Consider the following 21,728-nt stretch of genomic DNA (forward strand, 5'->3'; position numbering starts at 1 on the left):
GGTCATATTTCGCAAAATAAAATGATAATGACTTGAGAATGTTATCTTAAATCCATGAAGTCAATGGTCAAGGTCTTTCGTCCGCTTAAGGTCTGCATCTGCTGTGCTATGACCTGGATAGCACTCTTAACTAATTCCTTACCGGCATCCGGGCAAAGTACATCTTCCAGGCCCAATATCCTTTTTATCCTCTCCGATGATCACACCTCGCAAGCGTGGGGTATCTACGGTGGTATCCTAGCGCCCTATGTCAAGAATGATAACATCAAGCGATTGGCAGCAGGTGGATCTACCCTGGACAATGCCTTCTGCACCAACTCCATCTGTACACCTAGCAGAGCTGCCATCCTTACCGGCCAGTACAGTCACCGCAACGGCGTCTATGAGCTCGATGATGCACTTGACCCGGATACCATCAGTGTTGCCAAACTTTTACAGCAAGCCGGGTATGCGACTGCATTATTTGGTAAATGGCACCTGAAGAAAAAACCAGCTGGATTTGATGAATTTCTGGTTCTGCCCGGACAGGGTCGCTATCACAATCCTTTGTTGAAAGGACCGGATGACTGGCAGGATGCCAATGCGGGAGGCAAGGAATATCCCGGCTATGTCGATGATGTCATCACCGACAAGGCGCTTAACTGGCTGCAAAACCAGGATCACCGGAAGCCATTCTTCCTCTGCACGCAGTTCAAGGCGACTCACGAACCATTTGATTACCCTGACAGATACCGGAATTTCCTGGAAGGGGTGGAACTGCCTTACCCGGATAACCTCATGGAATGGGGAGCCGCAGCTACCGGCCGCACCCATGATGGATGGCCTCTGGAAATTCTTGGCCAACGTTTTGAACAACATGCCGGCACGACTTATCCCGGGCCTCCCTTCAGTCTTGAGGGACTGGATTCGGTGGAGGCCAGAAAGAAAATCTACCAAAAATTCGTGCACGACTTTCTTCGCGCAGGAGCCGCCATTGACGACAACATTGGCAAGCTGATCGACTACTTACAAAAGGCCGGACTATGGGAAAATACCGTCGTCATCTACACAGCTGACCAGGGATACTTCCTGGGTGAGCATGCCTATTTCGATAAACGATTCATCTATGAGCAGTCCCTGCGCATGCCCTTTGTCATCAGTTATCCTCCGGAAATACCAGCTGGCTCGCGTCTGGAAGACATGATCCTCAATATTGATTTTGCTCCATTAATGCTCGATTATGCCGGTTTGCCAACGCCGGAAGCCATGCAGGGAAGGAGTTTTAGAACCAACCTTGAGGGAAAGACTCCGGGCGACTGGCGCAAAGCCATATACTTCCATTATTGGAGCAACCAACCGGAACGCCCAGCACATTACGGTATCCGCACCGAACGTTACAAACTGGCCTACTTTTATGGAAAAGCCCGCCCGGGTAAACACCAGGATGTCATGCCCTACCCTCCCGGATGGGAATTTTATGACTTAAAGAAAGACCCCGGTGAATCAAACAATTTGTACCTTAAAAAGTCGAGTACGCGAATTGTGCAAAAATTAAAAGGGCAATTAAATGCCCTGCAAAAAGAAACCGGTGATATCTGGTAACACAAATGGATTAACCAACTCATGATAAAATTGAGATCTCCCGTATGAAATATTTTATTGATCAATAACCAAAAAACCTTTAGAGTCAATGTTAAATTTAGCTGTCATCCTGGAAGATAGTGCCCGCCGGTACCCGAATAAAATGGCCTTCCAATTTATGGACACCGCACTCACCTATGCACAAGTCAATGCAGCTGCCAACCAGGTAGCGAATGGCCTGAGAAATCAGGGTATACAACCAGGAGATAAGGTCGGATTAAGCTGTTTGAACCTGCCCTATTTCCCAATCATCTATTTTGGTATCCTTAAAGCTGGAGCTGTCGTTGTGCCATTAAGTGTATTATTGAAGCAGGATGAAATCGCCTATCATCTGAGTGATTCCGAAGCAAAGGCTTATTTCTGTTTTGAAGGCAATGAAGCTTTGCCCATGGGTACAGAAGGAAAAGCCGGATTCGATCAGGTCGCCGGTTGCCAGCAATTTTACCTGATCACGGCTAAACCTACCGATCCACCCTCCATACCAGGAGTTTCCACCCTGGGAATGTTGATGAAGGGGCAGGCACCAACCATTGAGACAGCTCAAACCTCTGCGGAAGATACGGCCGTGATTATTTACACCTCCGGAACAACAGGCCGCCCGAAAGGCGCTGAACTTACCCACTCTAATTTATTATTGAATGCCATCTTGTCCGGTGACCTGATTAAGGCAGATCATACTGATGTTGCATTAACGGTTCTTCCGCTATTTCACATCTTTGCGATGACCGTGTGTATGAATTCAGGGATCTACCGGGGCGGCAGCAATATCTTGTTGCCCAAATTTGACGCTGATACCGTACTCAAATTGATGATTAAGCATCAAGTGACAGTCTTTGCCGGCGTTCCTACCATGTATTGGGGTCTGTTAATGCATGATGATCCCACGGTTGACATTGATCAGATCACCAAAACACTGCGGATCTGTGCTTCCGGTGGAGCTGCTTTACCGGTACAGGTATTAAAAGATTTTGAAGCTAAATTTAATGTGCCCATCCTGGAAGGTTATGGCATGTCAGAAGGATCACCAGTCGTCACATTTAATCACCTGGACGTAGGCCGTAAACCGGGTAGTATTGGTACTCCAGCCTGGGGAATTGAAGTAAAATTGGTTGATGAACACGACCAGGAGGTTCCCATCGGAGAGAAAGGAGAACTCCTCTACCGGGGGCATAATGTGATGAAAGGTTATTACAAAAAACCAGAAGCCAATAAAAGCACCCTTAAAAATGGTTGGCTGTATTCCGGAGATGTTGCGATCAAGGATGAGGATGGATTTTATTACATTGTCGATCGGACCAAAGACATGATCATCCGCGGTGGATTTAATGTATATCCCAGGGAAGTGGAAGAAGTCATGATGAAAAATGAAGTCATCTCGATGGTTGCAGTCATTGGTGTACCGGATGAAAAGCTGGGTGAAGAAGTAAAAGCCTTTGTCGTATTGAAAAAAGGTGCAGCCATAGACACGGATACGTTGATGCAATGGACGAAAGACCATATTGCTTCGTATAAATACCCCAGAATCATTGAATTTGTTAACACCTTGCCGATGAGCGCAACTGGGAAAATCCTAAAGAAAGAATTGCGCACTCGCCAAGCTTAAATCATCAACACTTACCTATGAATCGTAAGATCCTGGCCCTTGGCTCCTGGTTGCTAGTATTCGCTACCGGAAGCTTGTTTTATGCTTTTCATGATCGCCATTCTACACCGGTCGCAGACTCGCCCAATATCATCCTGGTGTATTTTGACGATATGGGATTTGGAGATCTTGGTCGTACCGGCGCGGTGGGCTACCAGACACCCAATCTGGATCAGATGGCAAAAGACGGCATGGTCCTTTCCCAGTTTCTCTCACCGCAGGCTGTTTGCTCTGCATCAAGGGCTGGTTTACTGACCGGCTGTTATCCCAATCGGATCGGCTTCAGCGGAGCCCTGGATCATACCGCCAAAGTCGGGATCAGCGACAAGGAGGAAACCATTGGTCAAATGCTCAAGAAGCAAGGATATGCGACTGCCGCCTTCGGGAAATGGCACCTGGGACATCTGCCTCAGTTCTTACCACCAAGACACGGCTTTGATGAATTCCTGGGAATCCCTTATTCGCATGATATGTGGCCGAATCATCCCACTGCTAAAAATTATTACCCTCCATTGCCATTGATTGAAAATGAGACGGTGATCGAAACCAATCCGGATCAGAGCCAGTTCACCACGATGTTTACCGAGAAGACGATCGATTTCATCAAACGACACCGGGAAGGTCCGTTCTTTGTTTATCTGGCTCATCCCATGCCCCACGTACCACTGGCCGTTTCGGATAAATTCAAAGGTAAGTCCGAGCAGGGCATGTACGGTGATGTGATCATGGAACTCGACTGGAGCATCGGTCAGATCCGCAAGACCCTGGATGAAATGGGACTTGCTAAAAACACCCTGATGATCGTCACTTCCGATAATGGTCCATGGATCAACTATGGCAATCATGCAGGCAGTACCGGTGGTCTGCGTGAAGGTAAAGGCACCTCCTTTGAAGGAGGACAGCGAGAGCCCTGTCTGGTAGTATGGCCTGACCACGTACCCGCCGGAGTGATTTCCAACCGGTTAAGTTCTGCCATCGACGTGTTGCCGACCATTGCAGAGGTTACCGGCGCAGAACTACCCGCGCAACACATCGATGGTGTGAGCATCTGGGATGTCCTTAAAGGCGATCCGGATGCCAACCCTCGCACGACATTCTACTATTATTACCGTCGCAACAACCTGGAAGCCATCCGGCACGGAAACTGGAAACTGGTATTCCCCCACCCCGGGCGCACCTACGAAGGATTCACGCCGGGTAAAGACGGTATGCCGGGCCCCAACAATGAGAATTTTAATTTCGAAGGGGGGCTTTATGATCTACGCAGAGATCCGGGAGAGCGCTATGATGTAAAATTTGCCAATCCGGACATCGTAAAGGAACTGGAACGGCTCGCTGATGAAGCCAGAAAAGATCTGGGTGATGAACTTACCGGAGCGGAGGGTGAGAACCGGAGGCCGATCGGAAGAGTGGAATAGGGGGAAAAAGGAGAAAGGACAAGGGACAAGGGAGAAGGGAGAAGGGAGAAAGGAGAAGGATGGAGGGAGAAAGGAGGTGTAGGTATGAGGTTTGAGGTGCGGGATGGTTGGGATGCGGGGCATAAAAAATACGTAATCTGAGGGCCTTACCAGATTCTCGATAAGGCGTACCGGCTTCTCATCGGTGCTGGACAACCCGAATGGAATTTTGTAGATTAGGGATACCTAATCACTCAATTATGCGGAGTACATTATCCATTATTACTGCAATTCTGATTATCGGTTTTGGAAATGCTCTTTCTGCAAAGGCACCAGTATTCCCATTGCTGCCGGGGATTAAATACGAATTGAACATCACATTTTACCAGGGATCGATTTCTTCGGAGAATGCCATTCCTAACGAAAGGGATTTGAAAGATTTTGAAACCTTCATCCTGACCTATCGCGTCGAGGTGAATCAACTGGATGCATCGCAATTTGAATTGATGGCAACCTGGCAGAATCTAATTCCTACACAAATAAATACTCGACTATTCCGACAGAACCACCAGTACACCTTCGCCCGCGAAATAGGGATGCATGAAACAGTACGTATAATCATCGATTCATCGGGCAAGTTGATCTCTGGCGACCCGCTCCTGCTGGATACAATGACCCGGCAATATTTGTCCGGTTTTCATACGCGTATGCCAAATCAATTGCTTCCCTTTTCCCTGGATTTATTCAATCCATCCAACGCTACCAATTGGAGTTCTCCAGCAGAAGCAGGTAAAGAGTGGCAACGGTCATTACAATTAATTACAGAGAACAATCTGTTTCCAAGCCAAAAGCTATACATACGATTTGACTATCAATTTAAACCTCTGCCGCAACAGGCGTTAACCCTTAACATCCAGGAAACGGAAGAAAATTATCAAATTCAGTTATTTAAAACAGACCCAACCCTGGATGGTCAAAATCTGGAGATCAGTCACAGTTTACAGGCTACTTACGCCATTGAGGATCCATCGCTAATAAATATTAAAATTTATAACCAAAATAAAACATTACTGCTAAAACGGCTCTTTGTCAGACCTGGAGATCATTGGGATATTACCTGGGAAGGAATACAACCTTCCGTACATACCCCTTACGATCCATGGAATTCAGTACAACTTGGGCAATTCTGGACTAAATACAGGGGCAATCAATTTATGTCCATTTCAGGTTATTATCGAGTAAAATTAAACGCATTGGGACCGGGGAATTTTCTCAATTGGGTTGCAAAACAATACCGGCTGGAAATGAATTGGCTTGAAGAGAATCCTGCTCCTGATCCCTTGGCTCAAAAGTTGGTTTGGAATGACAGCTATTATACACATGCCCTCTATAGCCAATTCCCTTTTAATGACATAATACGTTATCAGGACTTTGGCTCTCATTATAGCGACTCCACAATGCTTTACCAACCCCATTCGGAAGAAGTGGTTGTTTATGCTCAATACCTGGAAGCACTTGTAAATCATAAAATCCAAAACAGGGGTTTAAATTTTAATCCCCTAAACAATCTTCCATCCTATCAGCCACTTACAGGCTTTTATTATGCCATTGAAAACTTTAAGGATTATGCACGAAATCATTTGATGTTTAAATACGCACGAATTATTTTATCCAACACCCTATTTGATATAAACACCTGTCAACATGTACTCCGGATATTCCAGGATTTAGTTCCCGATTCGGTTCAAAATAGTGCATTAAATGCGCTTTATGAGAAAAGAGAAAGTCTGGAGAAAGGCCAGTATTTTACCAACCTCCTGGTCAAAACACCGGAGGGTAACCGGAGCTTACAATCTATTATTCCCGGCCCACTATTGATTTACAGTCAATACCGCGATTATCCGATAAACCCTGATCTTATCATCAATTTGGACAAAGAAGCGTTGGCAGACCTCCGAATCGTCATCCTGTCCAAAATGAATAGCCCTAAATTAGCCGCCATAATATCCAACCAAACCGGGATACCCGTAGAACATATTTTTGTTTTCCAACCGGCAGGAGGAGAAACCATTTTAGACACATTATTCATTGCTGAGAATGACGTGGAAAGCAGTGTTTTTTCGATGTTGCTTGATAATCATCAAAAAATTTATTACGCTGGCCCTAATCGGTTTGCCCCATTATACAGGGGATTACAGGAATTAAAGCAGGATCTGGAACTTCAAAATTCAAAATTGCGGCAAAATTTGATTCGCTACTCGTTGATGGGGTTTGTATTGCTTTTGCTAATCACATTAATTGTCAGGGCCCGGGAGCGATACATTCTTCAGGCTAACGCAAGAAAATATCAACAATTGAATCTAAAATGGCAAGCCCTGACCGGGCAATTAAACCCTCACTTTTTATTTAATAGTCTGGCATCTATCCGAGAAATGATCAGCCAGAATCATACACAACAAGCTGCCAATTATATTCAGACCTTTTCAAATTTCCTTCGTAACATTCTCAAAGCAAACCGATTGAAGCGGATTTCCCTGCAACAAGAAATTGAATTTTCACGTAATTACCTTGAGCTCGAACAAATGCGGTCCCCTTTTCTGGTCAAATGGAATATTGATCCGGACCTCGATCTTCCGAGCATTGAAATTCCACCACTATTAATCCAACCCTATCTGGAAAATGCCATCAAACACGGCATCTCTGGTCAGCAGGATGGGATAATAACGCTAAATTTTACCCGAAAAAACCAATGGGTCCATATTATCATAACGGACAATGGACGTGGCCTACCTGCAAATATGAATCCTGGCGGTGTGGGAATGGCATTGGGTAAAGAAAGGATGGAGACATATTATTCACACCATGCACGCATGCATTATGCAACGGCTTTCCCTGAGCGGAAAGAAAACCCAGGAACAATGATTGAATTATGGTTACCGATCGAATAATTCGTGCAGCCTGGGTGGATGACGAAGTGTTTAATCTGGAGTTTGGCAAGCGTCAGATGAATACCCATTTCAATCATCTTCCGTGCCAGTATTTCGAACACCCTGCACATGCACTGGAAGCTTTTCAAAACGATCCTTTTGATTTATTATTTCTGGATATTCAGATGCCTGAATTAAATGGGTTTCAACTGCTGGAAAAACTCTCCCCTCCCTTACCAGTGGTAATATTTATTACTGCTTATGACGAATATGCTATCAAAGCCATCCGTTTCTCAGCACTGGACTATTTATTGAAACCAGTTGAGGTCCCCATGTGGAAGGAGGCAACGGAAAAAGCCATTAAACTTATCAATCTAAACAGACAAACACTGCAGCTTCAATCCATGATTGAACAGCACCGCAGGAATAAACTTGAGACGCTGGCGTTACCATCCCACGATCGGATTGACTTTGTAGCTATCCATGATATCATACGTTGCGAAGGTCAGAACAATTATACTCATATCTACACAGCAGAAGGCCATTACCTGGTCAGCAGAACATTAAAAGATTACGAGGAATTGCTCGCCGACTCCGGATTTATACGGGTACACCTTTCACATCTCATACAGATCAGACAGGTCAGAACATTAAGGCGCAAAGACGGGATCCAGCTGATCCTGAATGACGGTACTCGTATCCCGGTAGCCCGTTCGCGCCGGGACGAAGTATTAGCTGCACTTGGATTATGATGAATTGACAAACCTTGTTCCTGTCGGTTCATTTAGAGGATTAATAGACAATTCTTTACCTTCACCACTTTAGAGACCAAACAAAATAAGACAGTCATGAAGCCTTTACGTGTCCTGGTAGCGGGATGTGGAAATATGGGAACTTCCCACGCCCGAGCTTATCACCAAATGCCGGAATTTGAAATTGTAGGGTTGGTAAGCCGTACACCGGCCAGCCGGGAGCGTCTGTCCAAGGAGTTAGGCGGATATCCCACTTTCGGCGATTTTCACGAAGCCCTAAAGTCGATTCAACCCGATGTTGTATCCATCAACACCTATCCGGAAACACATGCCGAATATGCCATTGCCAGTCTGGAAGCAGGGGCACATTTGTTCATGGAAAAACCGCTGGCAAATACGGTTGAGGAGGCTCAGGCCATAGTCGACCTGGCCAAAAGTAAAAAACGTAAACTGGTCATCGGGTATATCCTGCGGGTCCATCCCGCCTGGACCAAATTCATCGGCATTGCACAATCTCTGGGTAAACCTCTCGTGATGCGCATGAACCTGAACCAGCAGAGTTCCGGAGACCAGTGGAAGACTCACAAAGAATTAATGAAGACGATGTCACCGATCGTGGACTGCGGCGTACATTATGTGGATGTTATGTGTCTGATGACCGGAGCAAGCCCGGTCAGGGTGAGCGGCATCGGCGCGAGGCTGACGGATGAAGTAGCACCGGACATGTACAACTATGGACACCTGCAGGTGACTTTTTCGGACGGGTCTGTCGGTTGGTACGAAGCAGGATGGGGTCCCATGATGAGTGAGACAGCCTTTTTTGTCAAGGATGTGATCGGCCCAAAAGGCTGTGTCAGCATCGTAGACCAAAGTGGTGAGCGCTCTGATGATTCAGCAGATATTGACAGTCACTCCAAGACCGGAGGCTTGCTGGTACACCATGCAGATCGCGGGTCTGACGGTCAGTTCAGCAAAAAAGACGAATGGTTCAGCACCAAAGATGAGCCTGATCACGATGCATTGTGCAAACTGGAACAGGAAGTATTATTGGATGCCATTGTCCATGATAAAGACTTGAGTCAGCATATGGAAGATGCCATCAATAGTCTGCGTATCGTACTCGCAGCAGATGAAAGTTTTAAGACCGGAAAGACGGTGGAGCTGTAAAAAAAATTTAGCCACAGTAATCGGGTAGATCACTATGGCTTTGTTCATGAATTATCTAACTGACATGGGTACAAGAATCTAGCAGTTGACATTTTCATGTCAACCCTATAGGAGTAAGCTCCACTACTTAAATAAACACCATTCTAAAATTCTTAAACAAGTTGTTTATTAATCAATATTTCGAGTTCTACAATATGATATAATGATCTAGCAAGGACCTTTTTTTTCGTCGGCTCACATTAATACGGGAGCCATTGCGCAATTCCACAATTGGTTCAGGTTCAACCAATAATCTGAGTACATGATCCAAATTAACCGCATAGGAATGATGGATGCGTACGAATTCTTCAGAAGGTAATAGATTTAGTATCTGCTTGATGCTCTTGGCAGTTGAGAGTCGCTGACCATCATCAAGGTATAGGTGTGTATAATTACCTTCTGCCTCACAATACAAAATATCTTCGGTAGCGATAAAACGGTAGCCAGTACTCAAAGCAACGGCTACCGTGTTATTGGGATTGTTTGGCAATATTGATCTCAATGATAAATGGTTGTTCCGTTTAGTAAATTAGTTGTCCTTCATTTACTTTAAATCCAATTTTGGATAATTGGATGTATTTATTAGATTTGTGGTATAAATTCTCCACAATCGGTAATTCATTCACTTTTCACTCTCTGAAAGTAATCCAGGATTTCCTGTTTTTTATTCCTGCTGTAAGTTAGTTCTTCCCCATTTTTCATTACCACCTGGTGTCCGGTTAGATTGTTTACCTCCTTGACATACAACATATTTACCAGATGGGACTTGTGAATACGGATGAAGTTTGCCTCTGAAATCAATGCTTCAATTTTGCCTAACGACTTTGTACTCATGTACTTGCCTTCGGGATGGAAATACAACCGGCAATAACTACCATCTGCCACACAATACATCAAGTCACTGGATGACTTGAACACATATCCATTTCCATTGGTGAGGGCTATTCTGACACTGGGTACCGGCATTCCATAGTCTTTGGTGTTTGTATTTTATGCAAGGTCCGCTAAAAGGTAACCCCCTACTTGACCCTAAAAGAGTTTCTTCAGGCGTAATTCCAGGTATTCCTACATTTTCAACCAGGTGGTCAAAACCAGATTAATACACCTGAATTCCACATCACATGGTGTAGTTAAAAAGTATTTTCCGCATAAGGTCCCCAAATTGATATCAGATTGATCACATATTGATCTTCACAGAAATAACCGACCCGATTGAGTCTCCTGAGGTAGCTACAGAAGCCCCTCGTCAAAACAATAGCGGCATCATCTTTGCCCCTGACAGAGATTATATCCGTCAAGACATGCCTCTACTAAAATGTCTTTATCTTAGCAAACCAAAATAAACATAGCCATGACCGATCTGGAAATCGCCCGTCAGATTCCCCTTAAGCCTATCCGGGAAATCGCACAAAAACTATCCATCCCGGAATCCGACCTGGAATATTACGGCCACTACAAAGCCAAACTGCCCCTGTCACTTATCAATCCGGAAGCTTACCGGAAAAACAAGCTGATCCTGGTTTCTGCCATATCTCCCACGCCGGCAGGTGAAGGAAAGACAACCGTGACCATCGGGCTTACCGAAGGGCTGAACCGGATCGGCAAACAGGCGACTGCTGTGCTGCGGGAACCGTCCCTTGGCCCGGTCTTTGGCATCAAAGGTGGAGCTACCGGAGGCGGCTACTCACAAGTGGTACCGATGGAAGACATCAACCTCCATTTTACCGGTGACTTCTCAGCAGTGGAGAAGACTCACAATCTCCTGGCAGCACTGCTGGACAACAACCTGCAAAACAAAAAATTCAGCCTGGGCATCGACCCGCGCACCATCACCTGGAAGCGGGTCATGGATATGAATGACCGAGCCCTGCGTAAGATCGTGATCGGACTGGGCGGCACCACCATGGGCGTACCCAGGGAGTCTGGTTTCGACATTACCGTGGCTTCCGAGATCATGGCCATCCTGTGTCTCTCCGATGACTTCGAAGACCTGAAACGCCGCATGGGCAATATTTACATCGGCCAGACATTCGATGATCAGCCGGTATTTGCCCGCGACCTGAAAGCCCCCGGCGCTATGGCGGTACTTATGAAAGATGCCATCAAACCCAACCTGGTGCAGACACTGGAAGGGAACCCCGCCATCATTCACGGAGGTCCTTTCGCCAACATTGCCCAGGGAACCAACACCGTCATCGCCACTCGCATGGGCCTTTCTCTGTCTGAATATGTGGTCACGGAAGCTGGTTTCGGTTTTGACCTGGGAGGAGAAAAATTCCTGGATATCAAATGTCAAAGCGCTGGACTGACACCATCTGCCGTAGTGTTGGTGGCCACGGTCCGCGCTCTGAAATACCACGGTGGAGCTTCTTTGAAGACCCTGACAACGCCTGATACAGGGGCTCTGGAGAAAGGGCTGCCCAACCTGCAAAAACATTTGGAGAATGTCCGCCAGTTTGGCCTTACTCCAGTGGTAGCCATCAACAAATTTATCAGTGACAGTGATGAAGAATTAAACCTGATCCAGACGTTCTGCGCTTCCATTGGTGTGAAAGCCATCGTAGCCAATGTCTGGGGAGACGGCGGTGCCGGTGCCACCGGACTTGCTGAGGCGGTCCGGGATGCCGCTGAACAGCAATCTACCTTCAAACCGCTTTATAACTGGACTGATCCGGTGAAGAAGAAAATCAAAACCATCGCCACCAGGATCTATGGCGCCGATGATGTGGAATATACCTCTCAGGCCAGGAAGGACCTCAAGAAGATCGAGCAACTTGGCCTTTCTGACCTGGCCGTCTGTATGGCAAAAACACAAAAGTCATTGTCCGATAATCCGGCGCTCATTGGCCGGCCGGAAAACTTCAACATCACCGTACGGGAAATCGAAATCGCCGCAGGTGCAGGATTTATTGTGCCCATCACCGGGGATATGATGCGCATGCCGGGATTACCGGCTATTCCCGCTGCCGAAGGTATGGACATCGACAAGGACGGCGTGATCACCGGACTATTCTGATTATATCAAATACCACTGTCAATCGGGTCAGTCTACAGATCTGTTCTCTATAGATTAAAAGGATGGGCTTGGGTTATCGACAGCAGGCTGAACTTTACGTACGCCCTTGTCTTGACTTCTGTTGAATAATGGTCGTTGCGAATGACCCGCATATCACACACCTGGAGATCCGTATTACCCATCACAGAACACACCAAACAAAAAGCGGCCCTTTCGGACCGCTTCATAATTAATTATTCTCTGATCTTAATGCAGATCACTTTAGATCAAACCGGTCTAAATTCATCACTTTGGTCCAGGCAGCAATGAAATCTTTCACAAATTTCTGCTTGCCGTCTGCACTTGCATAAACTTCTCCGATAGCACGAAGCTCTGAATTTGATCCGAAGATCAAATCTGCCCGTGTAGCGGTCCATTTTTTAGCGCCGGTCTTACGGTCTCTGCCTTCAAATACCTCCTGCTCTCCTGAAGTATCAGCCCATACGGTTCCCATATCCAGCAGATGGACAAAAAAGTCGTTCGTCAACTGGCCGGGATGCTTCGTAAATACTCCGTTTTGGGAATGATCGTAATTCGCACCCAATACACGCATCCCACCGACCAGCACCGTCATTTCGGGAGCTGTTAAGGTCAGGAGTTGGGCACGGTCTACCAGTAATGCTTCCGAAGGAACGGCATATTTGGTTTTCAGGTAATTACGGAATCCATCGGCCACCGGCTCCAATGGTTCAAAGGCTTCTACGTCGGTTTGTTCCTGGGTAGCATCTGTGCGGCCAGGAGTGAATGACACCTTTACGTCAGATCCGGCATCCTTTGCGCCTTTTTCTACAGCTGCGCAACCGGCCAGGACGATCAGGTCCGCCAGGGACACTTTTTTACCACTGGTCTGAGCCGCATTAAACTCCTTCTGAATTCCTTCGAGAGCGGTCAAGACTTTAGCCAGTTGCTCGGGGTTATTCACTTTCCAGTCTTTCTGCGGTGCCAGGCGAATGCGGGCGCCATTGGCTCCTCCCCGCATATCTGATCCTCGGAAGGTAGATGCTGAACCCCAGGCTGTTGCGACCAGTGTTCCCACGGGAATGCCAAGACCCAGAATTTTATGTTTCAGGACATCGATATCCTGTGCATCGATCAATTTGTGATTGACTTTAGGTACCGGATCCTGCCAGATCAACGCTTCTTTGGGAACTTCCGGTCCAAGATAACGGGCAATCGGTCCCATATCCCGGTGTGTCAGTTTGAACCAGGCACGGGCGAAAGCATCTGCAAACTCATCCGGGTTCTCATAGAACCGGCGTGAGATCTTTTCGTAGATCGGATCAAAGCGCAGCGACAAGTCGGTCGTCAGCATGGTAGGCACATGCTTTTTGGATGCATCAAAAGCATCCGGGATCTTACCGGCGCCAGCACCACCTTTAGGTCTCCATTGATGGGCACCTGCCGGGCTTTTCATCAACTCCCACTCAAATCCGAAGAGATTTTCGAAAAAGTCATTACTCCATTTCGTCGGCGTCTCGGTCCAGGTAACCTCAGGTCCGCCGGTAATGGCGTCGGCGCCCTTACCAGAACCGTAACGGCTTGCCCATCCGAGTCCTTGCTCTTCAATACCGGCAGCTTCCGGCTCCGGGCCAACGAGTTTAGCGTCCCCGGCACCGTGGGTCTTACCAAATGAGTGTCCTCCGGCAATGAGAGCAACTGTTTCTTCGTCGTTCATCGCCATACGTTTAAACGTCTCGCGGATGTCAATGGCTGCAGCTACCGGATCCGGATTTCCGTTGGGACCTTCCGGGTTTACATAGATTAGTCCCATCTGAACGGCTGCCAGGGGATTTTCCAGGTCGCGCTTTCCACTGTAACGCTTATCGCCCAGCCATTCGCTTTCAGCACCCCAATACACATCCTCTTCCGGTTCCCAGATATCTTCCCGGCCGCCACCATATCCGAAGGTTTTGAAGCCCATGGATTCGAGGGCAACATTACCAGCCAGGATCATCAGGTCGGCCCAGGATATGTTCTTGCCATATTTCTGCTTGATCGGCCACAGCAACCGGCGCGCCTTATCCAGGTTGGCATTATCGGGCCAGCTGTTAAGCGGAGCGAAGCGCTGGTTACCGTTTCCTCCTCCTCCACGACCATCACCGATACGGTAGGTTCCAGCACTGTGCCAGGCCATCCGGATAAATAACGGTCCGTAATTTCCAAAGTCTGCCGGCCACCAATCCTGTGAGTCGGTCATCAGGTCACGAAGGTCTTTTTTCAACCCTTCATAATCCAGTTGCTTAAATGCTTCAGCATAATCAAACTGCTCATCCATCGGATTGGACAATTTGCTGTGCTGACGCAAGATGTTCAATTTCAGCCGGTTTGGCCACCAATCCTGATTGTTGGTTCCTCCTCCCGCTGTGTGGTTAAATGGACACTTGCCAGCTCCATTGGTAGAAGCATGGTGTGCATGTGATGTATTATCCATAATTTATTATTAAGCTTTAGTTCAATTAACAACCCAAGTTACGACAAATCGACTGTTAACTTTCATCAATATATTTTATGTATTGATCGATGCCGTCTATATCGTACTTCAAATTCCTTACCGCGTTTGAAAAACCAGAATGTGCACTATTCAAGAAAGAGACTGGAGTGCAGGATAATTACCACATCATTCGTCCTCATCTCTAAATTCCAGACACCAAATGTTCGCGCACACATTTTTCCATACTATTCAAGACTTTTTCATGCCATTTGTTTACTCACGGACTAAAATCCTTTAAATTGGATGACTTAATTTTTTAAACCCTAATCAAACAACATGCAAGGTTCAAAAACCGATCGCCGGACATTCGTAAAAACTTCCGGTACCCTCCTGGCAGGATCTACTCTTGGTTTTCAGGTTTTGACATCCAAAAACCAACGACTTTTCAACAACAGTGACACGCTGAAGGTCGGTTTGATCGGCTGTGGCGGCCGGGGTTCAGGTGCTGCCCTACAGGCCACCCGCGCCGACGACAACGTCCTGTTGACCCACATGGCGGACCTGTTTCCGGATAACCTGCAAAAATCACTGGAAAACCTGCAAAAGGAAAATCCATCAAAAGTGCAGGTTCCCAAGGAAAATCAATTCCTCGGATTTGATGCCTATAAAAAGTTATTGGCCACCGATGTAGACGTGGTCATCCTGGCTACCCCACCCTGCTTTCGCCCCGGTCATCTGGAGGCCGCTGTAGCAGCCGGGAAACACATATTCACGGAAAAACCGGTAGCCGTAGATGCGCCCGGTGTCCGCAAGGTGATCGAAGTGGCCAATCAGGCCAAAGCCAAAGGCCTGGCCATGATGTCCGGTTTTTGCTGGCGACATGATGATCCCAAGCGTGCCACATTTTCACGCATCCTGGATGGTGACATAGGGGATATCAACTCCATCTACAATACCTACAATACCGGGAATGTCTGGTACCACGAACCACAAGCCGGCTGGTCCAAATTCGAAGAGATGATGCGCAACTGGATCTACCGTAGCTGGATGTCGGGTGATCACATCGTCGAACAGGCGATCCACAGCCTCGATATGATGTCCTGGGCCATGGGTGATGTACTTCCGGTAAAAGCTACCGGCACCGGAGGCAGACAAAGCCGGACAGGAGAAGAATACGGCAATGTATTTGACCATTTTGCAGTAACCTATGAATACCCCAATGGAGCCCGCGGGTTCCACTTCTCCAGACAACAGGAAGGTTGCTCCCGGGCATATGGCCTGGAGATTACCGGCACCAAGGGACGCTGTGACATTGATGTCTGGAATCGCCACGAGATCTCCGGCAAGAAAAACTGGAAATGGGAAGGCGAAGGCAAGGACATGTATCAAAATGAGCACGATGAGTTATTTGCTTCCATCCGCAGTGGCAAACCATTTTTTGATGGAGTTCGCATGGCACATTCAACCATGCTGGCGATCTGGGGAAGAATGGCCGCCTATACCGGCAAGACACTGACCTGGGATGAAGCGCTCAATTCGCAGGAGGTATTAGGCCCGACGCTGGATGAATACCATTGGGATATGACCTGGCCGCTGGCCCCGGTACCTCAACCCGGCAAAACGCCATTCGTCTAAAGATTTATGTTATTGAGTTAAATCAGGCATCGCGTATAGCATATACAATAATTGCTATGGCTTGAGCATGCATACTCTATTCAACGCATTAACTTATGAACATGAGGTGATTAAGGTGTGTGGTTAGAATAAAAGCCTAATAAACAGATCTACAAATAAACAATTTTGAATGAAACAACCTCGTCGTACGTTCATCAGGCAATCCGCTTTGCTTACCGGAGGAGCCCTGGTACCCGGCTGGTATCGCGGTAAAAATTTATTCACCCAGGATCAGCCGCTTCGGTTTAAGAGCCTGAAATACGGCATGATCCAGGCCGGAGATTCCGTGCTGGAAAAATTCCAGATAGCCAAGGATGCCGGATTTCAGGGTATCGAATTAGATTGGCCCAACGATCTGAATACCGATGAGGTGCTCGAGGCCAAAGCAAAAACCGGTCTGCAGATTCCCGGCGTGATCAACTCTGTGCATTGGAAACAACCGCTTTCCGATCCGGACCCAGCAGTGCGGCAGGCATGTGTGGACGCGACCATTGAGGGTCTGAAAATGTGTAAAAAATATGGAGGCACAACCGTTCTTGTCGTACCAGCTGTAGTCAACGATCAGGTACGCTACGATCAGGCCTGGGACCGGTCCATTCCGGAAATCAAAAAAATGTTGCCTACTGCCCATGAGACCGGAGTCCGGATTGCCATTGAGAATGTATGGAATAACTTCCTCCTGAGCCCTCTGGAAGCAGCCCGGTACATTGATACTTTTGATGATAACATGATCGGCTGGTACATGGATGTCGGCAACCTGGTACGATATGCATGGCCGGATCAGTGGATCTCGATCCTGGGTAAACGTATTTTAAAGGTAGACATCAAAGGCTATAGCCGCAAGAAACAGGTTGAGGAAGGCATCTGGAAGGGCTTTGAGGTTGAGATCGGTGACGATGACTGCAACTGGGCTGCCGTAAACAAGGCACTAACTGCTGCAGGATATACCGCCGGCTGGGGCAGCGCCGAAGTGAAAGGCGGTGACCTGAATCGCCTGAAAGACATCAACCGCAGGATGGACGACATCTTTGCGAGATGATATAGGTGCGTGGGGCATGGAGCATGGGGCATGGAGCATGGAGCATGGAGCATGGAGCATGGAGCATGGAGTAGAGAGCATGGAGCATGGGGCATGGAGCATGGAGCATGGAGCATGGAGTAGAGAGCATGGAGCATGGGGCTTGGGGCTTTTGTACCTTGGTGGTTACTCTCCCACGCTATAGCCATTCCTTGTTTGGTAAATGTAGATTTGTTAGTGACATCCACCATTTGCAGCAGCAAATCCCTACTGCTCTTCGTGTCCTTCGTGCCTTAGTGGTTACTCTCCCTCGCTATAGCCATTCCTTGTTTGGTGTATGAATGTAGATTTGTAAGTGACATCCACCATTTGCGCAAGCAAACCCCTACTGCTCTTCGTGTCCTTCGTGCCTTAGTGGTTACATATGCGCAAGCAAACCCCTTAGTGCTCTGCGTGTCCTTCGTGCCTTAGTGGTTACTCTCCCACGCTATAGCCATTCCTTGTTTGGTATATAAATGTAGATTTGTTAGTGACATCCACCATTTGCACCAGCAAACCCCTACTGCTCTTCCTGTCCTTCGTGCCTCAGTGGTTACATTTGCGCCAGCAAACCCCTTAGTGCTCTTCGTGTCCTTCGTGCCTTAGTGGTTACATTTGCACCAGCAAACCCCCTAGTGCTCTTCGTGTCCTTCGTGCCTTAGTGGTTACATTTGCGCCAGCAAACCCCTTAGTGCTCTTCGTGTCCTTCGTGCCTTAGTGGTTACATTTGCGCCAGCAAACCCCTTAGTGCTCTTTGTGTCCTTCGTGCCTTAGTGGTTACATTTGCACCAGCAAACCTCTTAGTGCTCTTCGTGTCCTATGTGCCTATGTGGTTACCCTTTCAACACGTCAACACCTAAACACGTCAATGCGTGCTATCCATCACGATCTTCCAGTCACCCTGGAAGCGCTGCAGGACCAGGACAAACAGACCCTCGAGGTTGTCCAGCCCCTCCCGGTCCAGATGATACTTACCGACGAGGGTGATGATATTCTTCGAACGACGATCGGCACGGTTCAGTGTAAAGGTTAGTTTACCCATCGCTTGCCGGTCCGGATAGGTGCGATGGTACCGCTCTATCGTTGCTTGCCATCCCTGAGCCATGCCATTGCTGCTGATAAACTGCAGGTCCGGTGATTTCCAGTAGGTCTTCATAAATGAATCGATATCTCCCTGGTTCCAGGCATCTGCTTGTACATTTAGCACGGACTGTGCGATGGATAGCGCATCATTCTTTTGCCCATAAACAGGCTGAACCAGGGTCCACATAATCAGCAGCAAACTTCCACTACGCGTTAGACCCTTCATGCAATGATTCAATATTTCCATTATTATATACTTCATGGTGAAGAAGTTAAATAAAAAAGTGGTTTCCAGTACGAGACCAGAAACCACCGTATTCTATCGGGATTACATGTTCACTTAATTACACCCAATATCCTGTTTCGACCATAGGTCATTATTTGGAAAACAATTGCCGGACATGACCTGATCGGGGACAAACCGCTGAAATTCAGGATCAAACAAGGCCGTTTTCAGGAAAGCGGTCAGGTCTTCGATCTCCTGATTCGTCAGGTTGAGTGGTATGAAATTGGATGACAGTTGATCAGCCGGGACATTGGGATTTTCTGCTTTCCCGGCATTAAAGTATTCGACGACTTCCCGCAACGTATTTTTACTGCTGCCATGGAAGTAGAAGTTCGCATCACGCAGGTTGTACAGTTGAGGCACTTTAAACCGGTAATTGTCGCGCTCATCTTTGGTAAATCCACCACGACCGCGGTTGCGCTTATCGGCAGATCCGGTATTGAGTGACCCATCAATTTCGTACAAATCTTTCACCCCTACAGCCTGGAAGGTATTGGCATTAAATGCTGGTCCGTTGTGGCAGGAGGTACAGTTTGCTTTGGTAAAGAAGAGCATGGCTCCTTTCTTTTCCTGGTCATTCATCGCGGTCTTCTCGCCGCGCAGATAGCGCTGGAAGGGAGCCTGATTGGTGATCAGTGACCGCAGATAGGAACTCAACGCAAAGCTACCACCGATGGGTGAGTACCGTTGTTCTTTCGGCAGATCCGGAAAAGCATTATCAAACAGTTCCTTGTAACCCAGCTTGGTAATGGTTTCCTCATTGATGGTCATCCGGTGGATGGTATAGTTCTCGATGTTCTGTGTCTCCAGGGTTTTGTAGCCAAAGTCGTTGACGTAGGCTATCGTGTCGGCTCTCCAGATGGCTTCCAGCCCGATGTTGTTATCCTGGCTGCCGAACGTGCCGCTCCACAAGGAATTCGTTACGTAGGCCGTATTGAACATACTTAAAGCGCGTACTCCCTGGGCATCAACATCCGTACTTCCATATTGATCTTCCTTGCGACGCATCTCTCCGGAATAGCCGAAACCGATGCCACCATCTGCAATCCCCTGAAAACGTCCCGGGGTAAATCCGGCGCTGGGAACGTGGCAACTGGCACAACTGTAGGTGCCGGTTAGTTCATTGTACCGGGGCTTCAAGCCAAATCCGGTCTCAAAAAACAACATCTTACCCAAGGCGATTTTCTCCTTGGTCAATGGATTTGCAGGGTCAATATTGGGTAAGGATGTTAACTGGTTATCGGCAGGTAATACATAGTGCTGGTAGGATCCTGTAATAGAAGTCTTGCTGATCGCAGCAAGGAGCTGCTGATCCAAAACATCTTCGTCACTGATTTGCTGATCAAGACATCCTACCAATAGGACAGTCACACACAATCCGAGAATATGCGTATACTTCATAACCTTTCGTTTCGTTCCGTTGCCACAACAAAGATATAAAGAGACCTGTATTCTCTTTCCTTGTCATCGCCATTTAACAAAAAAAACGCGTTAGCAAACATATGGAATAAATTTTTAATTTGTATTTAACTGAATGTTAAAATTATACACTCCACATTTGGTATTAACATCTCATTCAGGCACCACCTCGATTCATCAGCATCCAGTAACTGGTATGACCGTACCATACCTGATCCCCTTAAAAAAATGTGCCAATCCATTTGTTATCATGTGATTTCGCCGCAAATTAGCGGAGCTTATGAAAGCACATCTTCAGAAAACAGGATTCATTCTGGTTGCTTTGGTATTTCTATCGCAGGGCATCCGGGCTCAGCGATTGGTGTACGGCACCTTCCGGGACACCCGGGTGATCAATGCCCATTCGGTGGAGGTCCTGCCTTTCCGCAAGATGGATGTACGCATCAGCCATCGCTTTGGGGATATGTTCGGCCCTGATGGTGGATGGCCTACGCTGTATGGCATCGAAAATGCAGCAGACATCTTATTTGCTTTTGATTTTGGAGTGAGTGAGCGTACCACCGTTGGCATCAGCCGCTCCAAGGGAGCCGGACCACTGCAAAAATTGGTCAATGGAACGGTAAAGATCAATTTGACCCAACAGACGGAAGATGGGGAAACGCCATTTACCTCTACGATCCTCGGTCAGGTCTCTGCATCCACCATGGCTAAAAGCAACAGCCCGGAAGACCTGAATTATTTCAACCACTTTTTACAACGATTTGTATTCCACACGCAGCTGATGGTGGCCAGGCGTTTCTCCCCGCGCTTTTCATTGCAGCTCAGTACGGGTTACACCTACCGCAACCTGGTACCGACCGGTGATGCGAACGGCTTGATCTCCCTGGGTTTGGTCAGCCGCTTGCAGGTCACGCGCAGGATGGCCTTCCTGGTAGACTACACCTACCCCATCTCCTCCTTCCGCACCCCAACCAACGGATTTTATCAGCCCCTGGGATTAGGCCTGGAGTTTGATACCGGAGGGCATATATTCCAGATCAATGTGACCAACTCCAAGGCGATCATCGAAGCGGATTACATCCCTTACACCTATTCCAACTGGATGGACGGCCAGTTCCGGCTGGGCTTTACCATCAACCGATTGTTTAACATTTGAGCCGGGCGTCACAGCGGCGGCAA

The 21,728-nt window shown here is 47.5% G+C and carries 15 protein-coding genes; 10 read left to right on the forward strand and 5 right to left on the reverse strand.

The window, feature by feature from the left end; genetic code table 11:
• Positions 1 to 108 precede the first annotated feature (108 nt).
• The 6 genes from H6570_10340 (at position 109) to H6570_10365 (ending at position 9,505) form a co-directional block, all read left to right on the forward strand.
• The gene (locus H6570_10340; protein ID MCB9319672.1) at positions 109 to 1,581 is read left to right on the forward strand and encodes a sulfatase; all 1,473 of its coding nucleotides are present in this window, start codon (positions 109 to 111) and stop codon (positions 1,579 to 1,581) included.
• 88 nt (positions 1,582 to 1,669) lie between these two features.
• A complete protein-coding gene (locus H6570_10345; protein ID MCB9319673.1) occupies positions 1,670 to 3,223 on the forward strand; it encodes a long-chain fatty acid--CoA ligase in 1,554 nt (517 codons plus the stop codon).
• A 17-nt stretch (positions 3,224 to 3,240) separates the two neighbouring features.
• Positions 3,241 to 4,680 (forward strand): sulfatase, encoded by a 1,440-nt coding sequence (locus H6570_10350; protein MCB9319674.1) that lies wholly within the window; start codon positions 3,241 to 3,243, stop codon positions 4,678 to 4,680.
• Between the two features lie 239 nt (positions 4,681 to 4,919).
• Positions 4,920 to 7,607: a histidine kinase gene (locus H6570_10355; GenBank protein MCB9319675.1), complete on the forward strand. Its 2,688-nt coding sequence runs from the start codon at positions 4,920 to 4,922 to the stop codon at positions 7,605 to 7,607.
• Positions 7,589 to 8,338 (forward strand): response regulator transcription factor, encoded by a 750-nt coding sequence (locus H6570_10360; GenBank protein ID MCB9319676.1) that lies wholly within the window; start codon positions 7,589 to 7,591, stop codon positions 8,336 to 8,338. Before H6570_10355 ends, H6570_10360 begins: the two co-directional genes overlap by 19 nt.
• A gap of 96 nt (positions 8,339 to 8,434) precedes the next feature.
• The gene (locus H6570_10365; protein MCB9319677.1) at positions 8,435 to 9,505 is read left to right on the forward strand and encodes a Gfo/Idh/MocA family oxidoreductase; all 1,071 of its coding nucleotides are present in this window, start codon (positions 8,435 to 8,437) and stop codon (positions 9,503 to 9,505) included.
• 187 nt (positions 9,506 to 9,692) lie between these two features.
• Here H6570_10365 and H6570_10370 read toward each other — a convergent pair whose 3' ends face one another.
• Together H6570_10370 and H6570_10375 are read right to left on the reverse strand one after the other, a co-directional pair.
• A complete protein-coding gene (locus H6570_10370; protein MCB9319678.1) occupies positions 9,693 to 10,046 on the reverse strand; it encodes a LytTR family transcriptional regulator in 354 nt (117 codons plus the stop codon).
• Between the two features lie 116 nt (positions 10,047 to 10,162).
• On the reverse strand, positions 10,163 to 10,510 hold the full coding sequence (locus H6570_10375; protein ID MCB9319679.1) for a LytTR family transcriptional regulator: 348 nt from the start codon (positions 10,508 to 10,510) through the stop codon (positions 10,163 to 10,165).
• A gap of 385 nt (positions 10,511 to 10,895) precedes the next feature.
• Between H6570_10375 and H6570_10380 the strand changes: the two genes are divergently transcribed.
• Complete coding sequence (locus H6570_10380) at positions 10,896 to 12,560, forward strand: formate--tetrahydrofolate ligase (protein ID MCB9319680.1); 1,665 nt, start codon at positions 10,896 to 10,898, stop codon at positions 12,558 to 12,560.
• 256 nt (positions 12,561 to 12,816) lie between these two features.
• Here H6570_10380 and katG read toward each other — a convergent pair whose 3' ends face one another.
• Positions 12,817 to 15,030: a catalase/peroxidase HPI gene (gene katG, locus H6570_10385; protein MCB9319681.1), complete on the reverse strand. Its 2,214-nt coding sequence runs from the start codon at positions 15,028 to 15,030 to the stop codon at positions 12,817 to 12,819.
• Positions 15,031 to 15,366: 336 nt separating this feature from the next.
• Here katG and H6570_10390 point away from each other — a divergent pair, with 336 nt between their 5' ends.
• The gene (locus tag H6570_10390; protein ID MCB9319682.1) at positions 15,367 to 16,665 is read left to right on the forward strand and encodes a Gfo/Idh/MocA family oxidoreductase; all 1,299 of its coding nucleotides are present in this window, start codon (positions 15,367 to 15,369) and stop codon (positions 16,663 to 16,665) included.
• A 169-nt stretch (positions 16,666 to 16,834) separates the two neighbouring features.
• Positions 16,835 to 17,743 carry a sugar phosphate isomerase/epimerase gene (locus H6570_10395; GenBank protein ID MCB9319683.1) on the forward strand — a complete coding sequence of 303 codons (909 nt, stop codon included), beginning with the start codon at positions 16,835 to 16,837 and terminating at the stop codon, positions 17,741 to 17,743.
• An 883-nt stretch (positions 17,744 to 18,626) separates the two neighbouring features.
• Here the strand turns inward: H6570_10395 and H6570_10400 are convergent.
• A complete protein-coding gene (locus tag H6570_10400; protein ID MCB9319684.1) occupies positions 18,627 to 19,106 on the reverse strand; it encodes a DUF4440 domain-containing protein in 480 nt (159 codons plus the stop codon).
• A 78-nt stretch (positions 19,107 to 19,184) separates the two neighbouring features.
• Entirely contained in the window at positions 19,185 to 20,531 is a 1,347-nt protein-coding gene (locus H6570_10405; protein MCB9319685.1) for a c-type cytochrome, read from the reverse strand.
• A 298-nt stretch (positions 20,532 to 20,829) separates the two neighbouring features.
• On the opposite strand from H6570_10405, the gene H6570_10410 reads away from it, so the two are divergent.
• The gene (locus tag H6570_10410) at positions 20,830 to 21,705 is read left to right on the forward strand and encodes a hypothetical protein (protein ID MCB9319686.1); all 876 of its coding nucleotides are present in this window, start codon (positions 20,830 to 20,832) and stop codon (positions 21,703 to 21,705) included.
• The last annotated feature ends 23 nt before the right edge of the window (positions 21,706 to 21,728 follow it).

Source organism: Lewinellaceae bacterium, assembly GCA_020636135.1.
GTDB lineage: Bacteria > Bacteroidota > Bacteroidia > Chitinophagales > Saprospiraceae > JAGQXC01.